This window comes from Escherichia sp. E10V10 (assembly GCF_004211985.1).
In the GTDB taxonomy this organism is placed as follows: Bacteria; Pseudomonadota; Gammaproteobacteria; order Enterobacterales; family Enterobacteriaceae; genus Escherichia.
The window spans coordinates 353,951-370,287 of the sequence record NZ_RHJO01000003.1 but is presented as its reverse complement, the minus strand read 5'-3'; the positions used below and the strand labels follow the sequence as shown (position 1 = coordinate 370,287).

Genomic DNA, 16,337 nt, shown 5'->3' with positions numbered 1-16,337 from the left:
TAACGTTTGTTGCCGGGTTTTTCTCTTTTTTGGTCGCTCACTAATCAAGCTATTTCATTTGTTATATGAATGTTTCAGAGCGTCATCATGTCATTAATATCACCACCTACAATATGTCATACAATTTATGTTGTAGCGCAAACGTTTCCCTTCATTTGAAGACCGCATTTTATCTCCGCAAAAAAGAAAATCTTGCAATCATTAACTAAAAGTATTGATTTTTGCAGTTCAACCTACATATATTGCGCGCCCCGGAAGAGGTCAGATGTCGTTAATCTGCCAAATATTGCCCTTAAATTCTCTTTTACTTTTGATTTACAGAGTAAAGCGTTGGGATTATCTATCTTCCAAGTAGATTATTGTATTTGAGATCAAGATCACTGATAGATACATAACTTGTGTGTATCTTTCCGCCCTCAAATTATTACGGCGGAAAATGATTAAGCCATCGCCGATAGACAGATTTCATTTTTACGGCCAGGCACCTTCCCGGGCTGAACTGGCTAAAAGCTGAATTATTTGCATTCCTCCAGGAGAAATAGATGGAAACGACTCAAACCAGCACGATTGCGTCGAAAGACTCTCGCAGTGCCTGGCGCAAGACAGATACCATGTGGATGCTGGGCCTTTACGGCACGGCGATCGGCGCGGGCGTGCTGTTCCTGCCAATCAACGCCGGTGTTGGCGGTATGATCCCGCTGATCATCATGGCTATCCTTGCGTTCCCGATGACGTACTTTGCGCATCGTGGCCTGACTCGCTTCGTGCTGTCTGGTAAAAACCCAGGCGAAGACATCACCGAGGTAGTAGAAGAACACTTTGGTATTGGCGCAGGTAAACTGATTACCCTGCTCTACTTCTTCGCTATCTACCCGATTCTGCTGGTTTACAGCGTGGCAATCACCAACACGGTTGAAAGCTTCATGTCTCACCAGCTGGGTATGACGCCGCCGCCGCGTGCGATTCTGTCACTGATCCTGATCGTGGGTATGATGACCATCGTTCGCTTCGGTGAGCAGATGATCGTTAAGGCGATGAGTATTCTGGTATTCCCGTTTGTTGGCGTACTGATGCTGCTGGCTCTGTACCTGATCCCGCAGTGGAACGGCGCAGCACTGGAAACTCTGTCTCTGGACACTGCATCTGCAACCGGAAACGGTCTGTGGATGACCCTGTGGCTGGCAATTCCGGTAATGGTGTTCTCGTTCAACCACTCTCCGATCATCTCTTCTTTCGCCGTTGCGAAGCGTGAAGAGTACGGCGATATGGCAGAACAGAAATGCTCGAAGATCTTGGCATTCGCTCACATCATGATGGTGCTGACCGTAATGTTCTTCGTATTCAGCTGCGTACTGAGCCTGACTCCGGCAGACCTGGCTGCGGCTAAAGAGCAGAACATCTCGATTCTGTCTTACCTGGCTAACCACTTTAACGCGCCAATCATCGCGTGGATGGCTCCGATTATCGCGATTATCGCTATCACCAAATCCTTCCTGGGCCACTACCTGGGCGCACGTGAAGGCTTCAACGGTATGGTGATCAAATCACTGCGTGGTAAAGGTAAGTCTATCGAAATCAACAAGCTGAACCGTATCACTGCGCTGTTCATGCTGGTAACGACCTGGATTGTTGCCACCCTGAACCCGAGCATCCTGGGTATGATTGAAACCCTGGGCGGCCCAATCATCGCGATGATCCTGTTCCTGATGCCGATGTACGCCATTCAGAAAGTACCGGCAATGCGTAAATACAGCGGTCACATCAGCAACGTATTCGTTGTCGTGATGGGTCTGATTGCAATCTCCGCAATCTTCTACTCTCTGTTCAGCTAAGTCCTTTCGCGCCGCTTTCGGGCGGCGCTTCCTCCGTTTTAACGCGATGTATTTCCTATGATTAGCGTATTCGATATTTTCAAAATCGGCATTGGCCCTTCCAGTTCTCATACCGTTGGACCAATGAAAGCGGGTAAACAATTTACCGACGATCTGATTGCCCGTAACCTGCTTAAAGACGTGACCCGCGTGGTGGTTGACGTCTATGGTTCGCTCTCTCTGACCGGCAAAGGGCACCACACTGATATCGCCATTATTATGGGCCTGGCAGGGAATCTGCCGGATACCGTGGATATCGATTCTATCCCTGGTTTTATTCAGGATGTGAATACTCACGGTCGCCTGATGCTGGCAAACGGTCAGCACGAAGTCGAGTTTCCGGTTGATGAATGCATGAACTTCCATGCCGATAACCTTTCTCTGCATGAGAATGGCATGCGCATTACCGCGCTGGCGGGCGATAAAGTTGTTTACAGCCAGACGTATTACTCCATCGGCGGTGGCTTTATCGTTGATGAAGAGCATTTTGGCCAGCAGGATAGCGCACCGGTTGAAGTTCCATATCCGTACAGTTCTGCTGCCGATCTGCAAAAACATTGCCAGGAAACCGGGCTGTCACTCTCTGGTCTGATGATGAAAAACGAGCTGGCGCTGCACAGCAAAGAAGAGCTGGAACAGCACCTGGCGAACGTCTGGGAAGTGATGCGTGGCGGTATTGAACGCGGTATTTCCACCGAAGGCGTGTTGCCAGGCAAACTGCGCGTTCCACGTCGTGCCGCGGCACTGCGCCGGATGCTGGTCAGCCAGGATAAAACCACCACTGACCCGATGGCGGTTGTTGACTGGATCAACATGTTCGCACTGGCAGTGAACGAAGAGAACGCTGCGGGCGGTCGTGTGGTGACTGCGCCGACTAACGGTGCGTGCGGGATTATCCCGGCAGTGCTGGCGTACTACGACAAGTTTATCCGCGAAGTGAACGCTAACTCACTGGCTCGTTACCTGCTGGTAGCCAGCGCCATTGGTTCTCTTTATAAGATGAACGCGTCGATCTCTGGTGCCGAAGTGGGTTGCCAGGGTGAAGTTGGCGTGGCGTGCTCAATGGCGGCGGCGGGTCTGGCAGAACTGTTAGGCGCAAGCCCGGCGCAGGTGTGCATCGCGGCGGAAATCGCTATGGAGCATAACCTCGGCCTGACGTGTGACCCGGTTGCTGGACAGGTTCAGGTACCGTGCATTGAGCGTAACGCCATTGCGGCAGTGAAAGCGGTGAACGCCGCGCGTATGGCACTGCGCCGTACCAGCGAACCGCGCGTCTGCCTCGATAAAGTTATCGAAACCATGTACGAAACAGGTAAAGACATGAACGCCAAGTACCGCGAAACATCTCGCGGCGGCCTGGCAATGAAGATCGTTGCCTGCGACTAATCGCTCTCCAGAGGCCTCGTTTTGCGAGGCCTCACATTGTTGAGAATGTGCCTGTTGTTTATGTCGGATGCGGCGTAAATGCCGCATCCGACCTATAAAATAGTGCAAATTCAATAGATTGCAATTCTTTTGTAGGCATGATAAGCGTAGCGCATCAGGCAATTTGTCGTTGTCATCAATATCAGTTCTCGTTTTGCGAGCCCTCTTCCTGTTTTCTCATCCAGTCGTAGCCTGTTCCGGTGACCAATGTTACCCTTATCGCCTGATCTTTAAGGGGGAATATTGTGGCTGTTCATTTGCTTATCGTCGATGCACTGAATCTTATTCGTCGCATTCATGCCGTGCAGGGGTCACCCTGTGTCGAAACCTGCCAGCACGCCCTTGATCAACTTATTATGCACAGCCAGCCGACCCACGCCGTCGCCGTTTTTGATGATGAAAACCGCAGTAGCGGCTGGCGTCATCAGCGCCTGCCTGATTACAAAGCGGGTCGCCCGCCAATGCCGGAAGAGTTGCACAACGAAATGCCCGCGTTACGCGCAGCCTTTGAACAACGCGGCGTCCCGTGCTGGTCAGCCAGCGGCAACGAAGCCGATGACTTAGCCGCCACGCTGGCGGTCAAAGTGACACAGGCCGGGCATCAGGCAACCATCGTTTCGACAGATAAAGGCTACTGTCAGCTACTTTCACCTACATTACGTATTCGCGATTACTTCCAGAAACGTTGGCTGGATGCACCGTTTATCGATAAAGAATTTGGCGTTCAACCGCAGCAGTTACCCGATTACTGGGGGCTAGCGGGGATCAGCAGTTCAAAGGTACCGGGTGTTGCGGGGATCGGACCAAAAAGCGCCACGCAGCTGCTGGTCGAGTTTCAGAGTCTGGAAGGGATATATGAGAATCTGGATACGGTTGCCGAAAAGTGGCGCAAGAAATTAGAAGCCCATAAAGAGATGGCGTTCCTGTGCCGTGATATCGCCCGCTTACAGACTGATTTGCATATCGACGGCAATTTACAGCAATTGCGGTTGGTACGGTAACGGCGAGCCGGATGCAAACGATTATCAACACATTGAATTTAATGCACTTATATACCGGATAAGACGCGGCTAGCGTCGTATCCGGCATTATCACATCAGCGCATTTACCAGGCGGTATGGTAAAGCTCTACAATATCCTCAAGCGTTGCTTCACGCGGGTTGCCACCGGTACAAACATCATCCAGTGCCGCCTGCGCCAGTGCCGGAATGTCTTCCTTGCGTACACCAACATCACGCAAATGTGGCGGAATACCGACATCACGGTTGAGAGCAAACACCGCTTCAACAGCGGCATTACGCGCCTCTTCCAGGCTCATACCTTCCACTTTCACGCCCATAACGCGCGCGATATCGCGGTACTTCTCACCGGTAAAATCAGCGTTATAGCGCATGACATGCGGTAACAGGATGGCGTTCGCAACACCGTGTGGAGTGTTGTAAAACGCACCCAGTGGATGCGCCATACCATGCACCAACCCTAACCCAACATTCGAGAAGCCCATACCCGCAACATACTGCCCGAGCGCCATTTCTTCTCCGGCATCCTTATCACCAGCAACCGATCCTCGCAGCGCCCCAGCAATGATTTCAATCGCTTTAATGTGCAGCGCATCGGTTAACGCCCACGCGCCACGGGTAATATACCCCTCAATAGCATGAGTGAGCGCATCGACACCCGTCGCAGCTTTCAGCGTTGGAGGCATACCATCCATCATGTCAGCATCAATAAACGCCACCTGCGGGATATCATGCGGATCAACGCAAACAAACTTGCGCCGTTTTTCTTCGTCAGTGATCACGTAGTTAATGGTCACTTCTGCCGCAGTGCCTGCTGTGGTGGGGATTGCCAGAATCGGTACGCTGGGTTTATTGGTCGGGGAAAGCCCTTCCAGGCTACGCACATCGGCAAACTCCGGGTTGTTGCTGATAATGCCAATCGCTTTACAAGTATCCTGTGGAGAACCACCACCAATAGCGATCAGGTAATCCGCGCCGCTATTCTGGAATACACCGAGCCCTTCTTTGACGACAGTAATTGTTGGGTTGGGCACTACACCGTCGTAAATCGCCCATGCCAGCCCTGCAGCATCCATCTTATCGGTCACTTTCGCCACCACGCCGCATTGCACCAGCGTTTTATCGGTGACGATCAGCGCCTTCTGATAACCACGGCGTTTCACCTCATCGGTTAAAGCCCCAACAGCACCCCGACCAAACCATGCCGTTTCGTTCAGAATCATTCTGTTAGCCATCATCCTTCTCCTTGTTGCTTTACGAAATTACTCTTCAATCCGTAACCCATAGGTTTTGAATTTCTCCAGCACTACGGCAATCTCTTCATCGCTCAGCGCTGGCACCGGGTCCGTAATCGCCAGGGTCGTCAGGTAAAGTTGCGCCAGCACTTCAACTTCATGCGCCAGCCATAACGCTTTTTCCAGATTCACCTCACAAGCGATAAGCCCATGATGTTGTAACAAAGTTGCCTTACGATTTTTGAGAGCCAGCGCAACATGTTCAGAAAGTTCGCGTGTTCCAAAGGTCGCATAAGGCGCGCAAGGAATAGAATTACCGCCAGCCGCCGCAATCATGTAGTGAATAGCGGGGATCGGTCGGTTAAGAATGGAAACTGCCGTGCAGTGAACGGCATGATTGTGAACAACCGCGTTGGCATCTGGTCTGCTTTGATAGGCCGCCATATGGAAACGCCATTCGCTGGAAGGAATCTTACCTTCTTCGTATTTGCCGTTGCCATCAACATAGACAATCATATTCTCCGTCATTCTTTCATAAGGAATACCGCTGGGAGTAATCAACATGCCGTTTTCAAAACGTGTGCTGACATTCCCCGCAGTCCCCTGATTTAACCCAAGGCGCGTCATTTCCAGACAGGTTTCAATTATTTCACGGGATAAACGTGTTCTTTCCATCTTTATTCTCCAGATACAGTTCCAGCTCGCCTTGTTGCGTAAAACAGCACCGCAAATGAAGACGGGGTTATTTTTAGTAAGGGGAGGCCACTGAATATCATTGTTCAATAGCCTGATTATCTTTTGGCGATTATTATTTTTTTCTTATGCGCTTAATTAATTTCATTTCTACTTTGACTGTTTTTTTGACTGGTCTTTCTTCGATCGCGCTTAACATCATTTCGAACGCTTTTTCTGCCCAGGCATTTTCATCCTGCTGCATTGACCAGACATTGTTGGCGAGAAATCCCAGCATGGGATGTTCATCGAAAGTGCCAATATTGATTTCTGGCGGTACAGCGCCAAGACGGTCGCGAATCGCGCGGACAGCGCCTTCAAGTACAGGTAAAGACGAGGCGATAAATGCCTGCGGGCATCCCTGCTCTTCAATGAGTTTTTCCATAATGACATAGCCGCCTTCCGGAGTATTTACCGGGCCTTCCCGCACCCAATCGCGATGGGTAATCCCTTTTTTTGCCAACGCATTCAAATAACCTGCCAGACGATCGCTGATACTCGGCAAACCGGCATCTCCCAGCAAAAACCATACTGGAGCCTGCCCGGCCTCAAGAATATTTTGCGTCAGCTTTTCTCCGCCAGAAATATTATTACTCTCTACCAATGCGTTATCGGTATATTTAAAATCACGATCGAGTAAAACCATTGGCTTACGAATTTTGCGTAAATGATGCTGCTGATTTTCCAGCGTCGAAGGAACAATAAAAAGACCATCTACATTTCGTGCGATAAATGCTTTCGTCAATTTATTTTCATAGTCAACATCATCATAAGTACAACTGATCGTAAGTTGATATCCGGAACGTCGACAGCGTTGTTCGAGTTTTTCTGCCAGCGTAGCAAAAAAGACGTTGGATATGTTGGGAACAATCAACCCTAATGTATCAGTTTTGTTAAGTTTAAGGCTGCGAGCGGAATGATTAATGATATAACCATAGCGTTCAACATATTCATTGATACGCGTTTGGGTTTTGACGCTGATTCGATATTGTTCCGCTTTTCCATTTAGCACCAGTCGCACGGTCGTAACCGATAAATTCAGGTCGCTGGCTATCTGCTCTACTGTTTTAGCCATAGGTATTTCCCAGTTAACATCCAGACGTCAAATCACAATCATAAAAGTATTTTCAACTTTTGTCTTATTGCATCAGTTGGTTAACCGCCTGTTGTTGCTCCCAAAGCGTCAGGTAAACCCGGTATTTACGCTCTAAAAATTCACGGCGTTGTGGATTTACCTGAATAACCTCTCCGGCTTCAACCATTGCTTTACACGCAGATGTAAAATCCCCCCATGCGCCGCTGGCAACAGCGCCGCTAATTGCTGCGCCCAACGTAACGGCATCTTCTTCTTGCATCAGGTGGATATCGCAGCCTGTCACGTCTGCATATTCGCGTAGCCATAAAGGGTTGTGCGTTGCACCACCACATAATGTTAATCGGGTAATGGTATGCCCATTTTCCCTGAGAGTTTCAATAATATGTCTGGTGCCAAAGGCTATTGCCTGTAAAGTCGCAAGATAAAGCCGCGCGAGCTGATTTTCACCACGCTCCAGTGTTAAACCATAAACACTGCCTCTGGCATCGGGCCGCGCTCGTGGCGAACGGTTGCCGTGATGATCGGCAAGCACATGTAAATTTCGTGTGGGTTCTGACTCGTTAGCTTCCAGGGCGGCTACCCATTCATTAATCAGTTGAATCGGATGACACCCGCGTTGCTGCGCCTTGTTAAAAAGATTTGCGCTTGCCCCGGACTCCTGAAGCGTCCACTCCACCAGCGCCCCTGCGGCGCTTTGCCCGCCTTCAGTTAGCCAGTAATTTGGCAACATGGCCGACCAGTATGGCCCCCAGACGCCAGGGGTGAATATTTCTTTTTCACTGCACAACATATGGCAATTCGACGTTCCGCTTATCAATGCCAGCGTTCCTGATGGCTGCGCGCCAGCCAGCGCCATGCCACCGGCATGGGCATCAATCAAACCACTGGCCACGATAACATTGGTCGTTAATCCTAATTCTTCAGCAGCTGTGGCAGTTAAAGTTCCCACGGCAGCGCCAGGCGGAAGAATTTCGGCGGGAATTCTTTCGAGCATGTCGGTCAGGTCTACCGATTCCAGTAAGCTATGGCTAAAGCGTTGTTCATGGGCCAGATAATTCCATTTACACGTTAGCGTGCACAATCCCGCGACGTCTCGCCCTGTTGCTTTCCAGACCAGAAAATCCGCCAGATCGAAAAAGCGATGAGCGGCCTGCCAGGTTTGCGGTAGATGCGTCTTCAACCAACGTAACTTTGGTAACTCCATCTCGACGCTCACTTCGCCGCCAACGTAGCGCAATGCGGGATCCTTCGTTGCGTTAATCTGTGCCGTCTCGACAGTTGCACGATGATCCATCCACATAATAATGTCGTGATTCGCAGATCCACCGGGCGAAACCGCTAAACCCTGGCCTTGTTCATCAAGAACAACCAGCGAGCAGGTAGCGTCAAAACCCAGTGAGCGAATTGCGGAAATGGGGATGCCTGCCAAAGCTGTCGCCTCTTTCACCGTTTTACAAACTTGTTGCCAGATCTCCGCCGAAGACTGTTCGACACGCTCGCCGCCAGGGCGAAACTGGGAGACGGGCGCAGTAGCGAATGCCAGCCTGTGGCCACTGGCACTGTAAACGCCTGCCCTGACACTGGCCGATCCGACATCGACACCGAGAAAATAACCGTTGTGCATAAAGCCTCCCTGACGCTGGAGATAACGGGGATGAAAATTCATCCCCAATTTTTTTATTTCTTACCGAATGGGTGCAGGAGTTTGTCGATTTCTGGCGTGTTAATATTCTCGGCATTAACAAATTTCACGGGAATATCGATCTCTTTTTCAACGGCTTGCCCCGAAAGGGCCGCGTTCAACGTTTTGATCCCTTGATAGCCAATCTGGTATGCATCCTGAACAACAAAGCCCTGAATGACGCCGTTCTTCAGGAAGTTAATAATCGCTTCCGTACTATCAAAACCAATGACTTTCACCTTACCTTTCAGATTCTGGCTATCAATGGCATTCGCCACCCCGAGCGTTGAACCTTCATTGGTGCCATAGATCCCAGCAAGATCGGGATTGGCCTGAATCATATCGATAGTTTTATCCATCGCTTTTTGCGGGTCACCATCGCTGTACTGAACGGATAATACTTTGATGTCAGGATATTTTTCTTTCATACGCTCCATGAAGCCTTCCGAGCGTTCAATAGCGGAAGATGTTCCTGCAACGTGCGCGATAATCCCAACTTTCCCTTTATTATTTACCTGCGCGGCTAAGGCATCAGCTGCCTGAGCGCCTGCTTTACGGTTATTGGTGGCGACAAAACTCACCGGAATGTCTGAATTGATGCCTGAATCAAAGGTCACCACTTTGATACCGCGTGAATTTGCCGTTTCTACCAGTGGGGCGAGCGCATTCGCGTCGAGGGCTGCCAGAAGCAAGCCATTCGGTTTCTGCGCCATCGCATTTTCGACTAACTGAATTTGCTCGGCTATTTGCGTTTCATCAGCCGGGCCAACATAGCTGGTTTTATCCCCCAACTCTTTAGCCGCAGCTTCAGTTCCCATTTTTACGGTTTGCCAGAATTCATGTTGGAAACCTTTACTAACAACCGGAAGATTTAAATCCTTAGCCAGTGCGCTGGAACTTACGCAAGCCAGCAGAGATAACGCATAGATAAAATGCCTGGTTTTCATTGTTGTACTCCGTTCTGAGTGAATCACCCTTAACGTCAGGGCAGTTGTTTCCCGATAAAACAGGGAGCCTAAGTCAACGAATCTTTTTGCGTAATGTATCGAGGTAAACGGCAGCGACCACAACTACGCCCATCGCGACCATTTGCCAGAACTGGGAGACGCCCATTAAATTGAGGCCATTTTTCAGTACACTCATAATGAAAGCGCCAATGATTGTGCCGCCAATAGTGCCAATACCGCCCATTAAGCTGGTTCCGCCGATCACTACCGCGGCAATAGCTTCCAGTTCATAACCCACACCTACCGTCGGTTGTCCGGAGTTGAGACGAGATGCCAGAATGACACCTGCAATCCCCGTTAATAATCCACAGAAGGCATAGACGAAAATTTTCACACGCTGAACTTTAATACCAGAAAGATGAGCAGCAACTTCATTACTGCCTACGGCATAGACATAGCGACCAATGACGGTTTTCTTCAGGATGTAAGCGCCGACAAGCGCTACAATGACAAGGTAGAAAACAGGATAAGGCAGCACATCAAATAAGCGTCCCTGAGCGAGCGTTTTGAACATCGGGTAATCGGCAAAATAGATGGCGCGCCCGTCAGTCATCACCATATTTATACCTCTGACGGACATCATCAGGCCCAACGTAGCGATAAACGGTGGAATGGTCATTTTAGTGACCAACAAACCATTCACATAGCCGCACAATCCACCGGCCAAAACACCAGCAATAATACACACAGGCAGCGGCAGGCCCAGCGTGGCGCAAATACCTACGGCGACACCAGAAAAAGCCACCACGGAGCCCAATGAAAGATCGATGCCAGCGGTAATAATGACGAAAGTTACCCCAATGGCCATAATGCCGATTACCGACGTTTGTAGAGCAATCGTCATGATATTTTCGGTATTAAAGAAAAAGGGAGAGCTGAAACTAAAAAACAGCACTAATATAATTAAACTAAAAAGAGGCGCAAGGCGCATCAAAAGTTCTTTATTTATCTTTATTTTCTTATTATTACTGTCTGGAGAGGTTACAGAGATAGTCATAATTTAATCCTCTAACGTCGCGTATTGCATGATTTTTTCTTGTGTCGCTTCTTTTGCGCTAATTTCGCCGGTAATTCGACCACTGCGCATCACTAAAATACGGTCGCACATTCCTAACACCTCTGGCAATTCAGAAGAGATCATGATGATTGATTTCCCTTTTGCCACCAGGCGATTCATTAACTCATAGATTTCCAGTTTGGCGCCAACATCAATGCCGCGAGTGGGTTCATCGAAGATTAAAATATCAGTATCTTTACACACCCAACGTGCAATTATAATTTTTTGCTGGTTTCCTCCACTTAGATTTAATGCGGCCTGTTCAAGATTTGGCGTTTTAATCCTTAACGCTTTTACCTGTTCCTCACTGGTTTGTTGGCAACGACGCGAATCGACATTTCCCAAACGATCGGAATACTCAGGGTAGTTTCCTAACATAATATTTCGTTCAACAGATAAATTCAGCGCCAGCCCTTCTTTTTTTCGGTCTTCCGTTAAATAGCTTATCCCTTGCTGAATAGCATCCGAAATATCTTTAATAACGGTTTCCTTACCATTTAATTTTAGCGTTCCGCTGTCAATGGAGTCCGCACCAAAAATCGCACGCGCAAGTTCAGTACGCCCCGCCCCCATCAGTCCGGCAAAGCCGAGGATCTCGCCACGATAAAGCGTAAAATTAATATCGTTCAGTACGCCTTTGCGCGTCAGTCCGTTGACCTCCAGGACCGGCATCCGCTGCTGTAAGGCCTCGCGGCGGGGATAGATATTCCCTAAATCGCGACCAACCATCATGGCAATTAGATCGCTGATTTTTACGCACTCATAATCCACCGTGCTGATGTACTGACCATCTCGCATGACTGTCGCGCGGTCGGCAATTAGCGCCAACTCCTCCAGACGGTGGGAGATATACACAATGCCGGTCCCCTGCTCTTTCAATAACCGGGTGACGCGAAACAAGCTTTCAATTTCAGTTTCTGTTAACGCCGCAGTAGGTTCATCCATAATGAGAATCCTGGCGTTAACCGAAATGGCCTTGGCAATTTCTACCATCTGCTGTTGAGCTACCGTCAGGTCAGCAACCAGAGTATCTGGTTTGATCGCCAAATTTAATTTTTGCAAAATTTCAATCGTCGCCTGGCGTTGCTGTTTTTCATCCAGACGCCAGCGATTTTTTTTACAAAACTCCCTGCCGATAAAAATATTTTCTTCTACTGTAAGCTCGGGGAATAAATTAAATTCCTGGTGAATAATAGTAATACCTACGTTTTGCGCACTTAACGGATCAGAAAATGAGACTGTTTTATCTTCAAAAATTATTTCACCTTCATCAGGTTGATAAACCCCCGACAAAATTTTCATTAAGGTGGATTTTCCTGCACCATTTTCACCTAATAATGCATGAACCTCGCCCCGGCGTAGGGTAAATTGCACGTCATTAAGCGCCAACACTCCAGGAAAGCGTTTGGTGATATGCTTCATTTGCAAAAATGTTTCAGACATTGCAGCTTTCCTCAATAATCAGAAACTGAAAATGTGAAGTACGGCATAAACGTCGCTACTAAGCCATCTCCACTATGATACGAATAACGCTCGAATAGACATTCATCGCATCAATTTATTCTTCGCATTTTGCTAACTCGAGTTAGCGATCGCCTTTTAAAGCTATTTTAGGTATACAAATTAGCCAAATCATTTGAGCTAAAACTGTGATGCATAACCATTAAAATCTTATAACTTAATGATTAATAAAAATATTATTTTTCACACTGACAAATAACAATTTGACAGAGATCGAATTTTAACCACTTCTCGTGAACCCCCTCACATTTCAACAACAAAAAAGTTGTGTATAAAAAGCCTATAAACCTAAGCTAACTCGAGTTAGCAAATAATGACCAATACTACTGCTTCGGTGGTTTCCTTTCTCCGCCTTAGCAGAGCGCCAATAAAGCGAGATGAGGAATCCTGATGAAAATTAATACGTTACCGAAAATTGGTATCCGCCCGGTTATTGACGGTCGTCGCATGGGTGTTCGTGAGTCGCTTGAAGAACAAACAATGAATATGGCGAAAGCCACGGCCGCACTGCTGACCGAGAAACTGCGCCATGCCTGCGGAGCTGGCGTCGAGTGTGTCATTTCCGATACCTGTATCGCGGGTATGGCTGAAGCCGCTGCTTGCGAAGAAAAATTCAGCAGTCAGAATGTAGGCCTCACCATTACGGTAACGCCTTGCTGGTGCTATGGCAGTGAAACCATCGACATGGATCCAACCCGCCCGAAAGCCATTTGGGGCTTTAACGGCACTGAACGCCCCGGCGCTGTTTACCTGGCAGCGGCTCTGGCAGCTCACAGCCAGAAAGGCATCCCGGCATTCTCCATTTACGGTCATGACGTTCAGGATGCCGATGACACATCGATTCCTGCCGATGTTGAAGAAAAACTGCTGCGCTTTGCCCGCGCCGGTTTGGCAGTCGCCAGCATGGAAGGTAAAAGCTATCTGTCGCTGGGCGGCGTTTCGATGGGTATCGCCGGTTCCATTGTTGATCACAACTTCTTTGAATCCTGGCTGGGAATGAAAGTCCAGGCGGTGGATATGACCGAACTGCGTCGCCGTATCGATCAGAAGATTTACGACGAAGCCGAACTGGAAATGGCGCTGGCCTGGGCTGATAAAAACTTCCGCTATGGCGAAGATGAAAATAACAAACAGTATCAACGCAATGCCGAGCAAAGCCGCGCTGTTTTGCGCGAAAGTTTACTGATGGCGATGTGTATCCGCGACATGATGCAAGGCAACAGCAAACTGGCCGATATCGGTCGCGTGGAAGAATCACTTGGCTACAACGCCATCGCTGCGGGCTTCCAGGGGCAACGTCACTGGACCGATCAATATCCCAATGGCGACACCGCCGAAGCGCTCCTCAACAGTTCATTTGACTGGAATGGCGTACGCGAACCCTTTGTCGTGGCGACCGAAAACGACAGTCTTAACGGCGTGGCAATGCTGATGGGCCACCAGCTCACCGGCACCGCTCAGGTATTTGCCGATGTGCGTACCTACTGGTCACCAGAAGCAATTGAGCGTGTAACAGGGCATAAACTGGACGGACTGGCAGAACACGGCATCATCCATTTGATCAACTCCGGTTCTGCTGCGCTGGACGGTTCCTGTAAACAACGCGACAGCGAAGGTAACCCGACGATGAAGCCACACTGGGAAATCTCTCAGCAAGAGGCTGACGCTTGCCTCGCCGCTACCGAATGGTGCCCGGCGATCCACGAATACTTCCGTGGCGGCGGTTACTCTTCCCGCTTCCTTACCGAAGGCGGCGTCCCGTTCACCATGACTCGTGTCAACATCATCAAAGGCCTGGGACCGGTACTGCAAATCGCGGAAGGCTGGAGCGTGGAGCTACCGAAGGATGTGCATGACATCCTCAACAAACGCACCAACTCAACCTGGCCAACCACCTGGTTTGCACCGCGCCTCACCGGTAAAGGGCCGTTTACGGATGTGTACTCGGTAATGGCGAACTGGGGCGCTAACCACGGCGTTCTGACCATCGGCCACGTCGGCGCAGACTTTATCACTCTCGCCTCAATGCTGCGTATCCCGGTATGTATGCACAACGTTGAAGAGACCAAAGTGTATCGTCCTTCTGCCTGGGCCGCGCACGGCATGGATATTGAAGGCCAGGATTACCGCGCTTGCCAAAACTACGGTCCGCTGTACAAACGTTAATACGTTACTCCCTGATGCTATGCCCGGTCGCTCCGGCTACCGGCATGAACAAGCAAGAGTGGATAGCCGGATAAGTGATGTTATCCGGCTATATTTCAGGAGCGATTATGAAACAAGAAGTTATCCTGGTACTCGACTGTGGAGCGACCAATGTCAGGGCTATCGCGGTTAATCGGCAGGGGAAAATCGTTACCCGCGCCTCAACGCCAAATGCCAGCGATATCGCCATGGAAAACAGCACCTGGCACCAGTGGTCTTTAGACGCCATTTTGCAACGCTTTGCTGATTGCTGTCGGCAAATCAACAGTGAACTGACTGAATGCCACATCCGCGGTATCGCCGTAACGACCTTTGGCGTGGACGGCGCTCTGGTTGATAAGCAAGGCAATCTGATCTATCCGGTCATTAGCTGGAAATGTCCGCGAACAGCCGCGGTAATGGACAATATTGAACGGTTGATCTCCGCACAGCAGTTGCAGGCTATTTCTGGAGTCGGAGCCTTTAGTTTCAATACGTTATATAAGTTGGTGTGGTTGAAAGAAAATCATCCACAACTGCTGGAACGCGCGCACGCCTGGCTCTTTATTTCGTCGCTGATTAACCACCGTTTAACCGGCGAATTCACTACTGATATTACGATGGCCGGAACCAGCCAGATGCTGGATATCCAGCAACGCGATTTCAGTCCGCAAATTTTACAAGCCACCGGTATTCCACACCGACTCTTCCCTCGTCTGGTGGAAGCGGGTGAACAGATTGGTACGCTACAGAACAGCGCCGCAGCAATGCTCGGCTTACCCGTTGGTATACCGGTGATTTCCGCAGGTCACGATACCCAGTTCGCCCTTTTTGGCGCTGGTGCCGAACAAAATGAACCCGTGCTCTCTTCCGGTACATGGGAAATTTTAATGGTCCGCAGCGCCCAGGTTGATACTTCGCTGTTAAGTCAGTACGCCGGTTCTACTTGCGAACTGGATAGCCAGGCAGGGTTGTATAACCCAGGTATGCAATGGCTGGCATCCGGCGTGCTGGAATGGGTGAGAAAACTGTTCTGGACAGCTGAAACTCCCTGGCAAATGTTGATTGAAGAAGCTCGCCTGATCGCGCCTGGCGCAGATGGAGTGAAAATGCAGTGTGATTTATTGTCGTGCCAGAACGCTGGCTGGCAAGGAGTGACGCTTAATACCACGCGGGGGCATTTCTATCGCGCGGCGCTGGAAGGGTTAACCGCGCAATTACAGCGCAATCTACAGATGCTGGAAAAAATCGGGCACTTTAAAGCCTCTGAATTATTGTTAGTCGGCGGAGGAAGTCGCAACACATTGTGGAATCAGATTAAAGCCAATATGCTTGATATTCCGGTAAAAGTTCTCGACGACGCCGAAACGACCGTCGCAGGAGCTGCGCTGTTCGGTTGGTATGGCGTAGGGGAATTTAACAGCCCGGAAGAAGCCCGCGCGCAGATTCATTATCAGTACCGTTATTTCTACCCGCAAACTGAACCTGAATTTATAGAGGAAGTGTGAA

At 49.5% G+C, this 16,337-nt stretch carries 12 protein-coding genes; 5 read left to right on the top strand and 7 right to left on the bottom strand.

What is annotated here, in order from left to right:
* The first annotated feature begins 542 nt into the window (after nt 1-542).
* The 3 genes from sdaC (at nt 543) to xni (ending at nt 4,297) form a co-directional block, all read left to right on the top strand.
* Nucleotides 543-1,832 (top strand): HAAAP family serine/threonine permease SdaC, encoded by a 1,290-nt coding sequence (sdaC, locus tag D9736_RS08165; protein ID WP_064528228.1) that lies wholly within the window; start codon nt 543-545, stop codon nt 1,830-1,832.
* Between the two features lie 57 nt (nt 1,833-1,889).
* A complete protein-coding gene (gene sdaB, locus D9736_RS08160) occupies nt 1,890-3,257 on the top strand; it encodes an L-serine ammonia-lyase II (RefSeq protein WP_130207700.1) in 1,368 nt (455 codons plus the stop codon).
* Between the two features lie 284 nt (nt 3,258-3,541).
* Nucleotides 3,542-4,297: a flap endonuclease Xni gene (gene xni / locus D9736_RS08155; protein WP_130221506.1), complete on the top strand. Its 756-nt coding sequence runs from the start codon at nt 3,542-3,544 to the stop codon at nt 4,295-4,297.
* A 104-nt stretch (nt 4,298-4,401) separates the two neighbouring features.
* Here xni and fucO read toward each other — a convergent pair whose 3' ends face one another.
* From fucO to D9736_RS08120, 7 genes are all read right to left on the bottom strand, one after another.
* Entirely contained in the window at nt 4,402-5,550 is a 1,149-nt protein-coding gene (gene fucO / locus D9736_RS08150) for a lactaldehyde reductase (RefSeq protein WP_130258139.1), read from the bottom strand.
* A gap of 27 nt (nt 5,551-5,577) precedes the next feature.
* Entirely contained in the window at nt 5,578-6,225 is a 648-nt protein-coding gene (gene fucA / locus D9736_RS08145; protein WP_130221505.1) for an L-fuculose-phosphate aldolase, read from the bottom strand.
* Nucleotides 6,226-6,358: 133 nt separating this feature from the next.
* On the bottom strand, nt 6,359-7,357 hold the full coding sequence (locus D9736_RS08140) for a LacI family DNA-binding transcriptional regulator (RefSeq protein WP_130221504.1): 999 nt from the start codon (nt 7,355-7,357) through the stop codon (nt 6,359-6,361).
* Between the two features lie 64 nt (nt 7,358-7,421).
* On the bottom strand, nt 7,422-9,002 hold the full coding sequence (locus tag D9736_RS08135; protein WP_130258138.1) for an FGGY-family carbohydrate kinase: 1,581 nt from the start codon (nt 9,000-9,002) through the stop codon (nt 7,422-7,424).
* Between the two features lie 53 nt (nt 9,003-9,055).
* The gene (locus D9736_RS08130; RefSeq protein WP_130221503.1) at nt 9,056-10,006 is read right to left on the bottom strand and encodes an ABC transporter substrate-binding protein; all 951 of its coding nucleotides are present in this window, start codon (nt 10,004-10,006) and stop codon (nt 9,056-9,058) included.
* Between the two features lie 73 nt (nt 10,007-10,079).
* Nucleotides 10,080-11,063, bottom strand: coding sequence for an ABC transporter permease (locus D9736_RS08125; protein WP_001352556.1), 984 nt, complete (start codon nt 11,061-11,063; stop codon nt 10,080-10,082).
* A 3-nt stretch (nt 11,064-11,066) separates the two neighbouring features.
* Nucleotides 11,067-12,566: a sugar ABC transporter ATP-binding protein gene (locus D9736_RS08120; protein WP_130221502.1), complete on the bottom strand. Its 1,500-nt coding sequence runs from the start codon at nt 12,564-12,566 to the stop codon at nt 11,067-11,069.
* Between the two features lie 468 nt (nt 12,567-13,034).
* On the opposite strand from D9736_RS08120, the gene fucI reads away from it, so the two are divergent.
* Together fucI and fucK are read left to right on the top strand one after the other, a co-directional pair.
* Nucleotides 13,035-14,810 (top strand): L-fucose isomerase, encoded by a 1,776-nt coding sequence (fucI, locus tag D9736_RS08115; RefSeq protein ID WP_130221501.1) that lies wholly within the window; start codon nt 13,035-13,037, stop codon nt 14,808-14,810.
* A 107-nt stretch (nt 14,811-14,917) separates the two neighbouring features.
* Complete coding sequence (fucK, locus tag D9736_RS08110; protein WP_130258091.1) at nt 14,918-16,336, top strand: L-fuculokinase; 1,419 nt, start codon at nt 14,918-14,920, stop codon at nt 16,334-16,336.
* The last annotated feature ends 1 nt before the right edge of the window (nt 16,337 follow it).

Bases quoted from the DNA above. Each gene is read 5' to 3' on its own strand.
- fucK (WP_130258091.1), top strand. From the start codon at position 14,918: ATGAAACAAGAAGTTATCCTGGTACTCGACTGTGGAGCGACCAATGTC.
- D9736_RS08130 (WP_130221503.1), bottom strand. From the start codon at position 10,006: ATGAAAACCAGGCATTTTATCTATGCGTTATCTCTGCTGGCTTGCGTA.
- sdaC (WP_064528228.1), top strand. From the start codon at position 543: ATGGAAACGACTCAAACCAGCACGATTGCGTCGAAAGACTCTCGCAGT.
- fucA (WP_130221505.1), bottom strand. From the start codon at position 6,225: ATGGAAAGAACACGTTTATCCCGTGAAATAATTGAAACCTGTCTGGAA.
- D9736_RS08120 (WP_130221502.1), bottom strand. From the start codon at position 12,566: ATGTCTGAAACATTTTTGCAAATGAAGCATATCACCAAACGCTTTCCT.
- D9736_RS08125 (WP_001352556.1), bottom strand. From the start codon at position 11,063: ATGACTATCTCTGTAACCTCTCCAGACAGTAATAATAAGAAAATAAAG.
- sdaB (WP_130207700.1), top strand. From the start codon at position 1,890: ATGATTAGCGTATTCGATATTTTCAAAATCGGCATTGGCCCTTCCAGT.
- D9736_RS08140 (WP_130221504.1), bottom strand. From the start codon at position 7,357: ATGGCTAAAACAGTAGAGCAGATAGCCAGCGACCTGAATTTATCGGTT.
- D9736_RS08135 (WP_130258138.1), bottom strand. From the start codon at position 9,002: ATGCACAACGGTTATTTTCTCGGTGTCGATGTCGGATCGGCCAGTGTC.
- fucI (WP_130221501.1), top strand. From the start codon at position 13,035: ATGAAAATTAATACGTTACCGAAAATTGGTATCCGCCCGGTTATTGAC.
- fucO (WP_130258139.1), bottom strand. From the start codon at position 5,550: ATGGCTAACAGAATGATTCTGAACGAAACGGCATGGTTTGGTCGGGGT.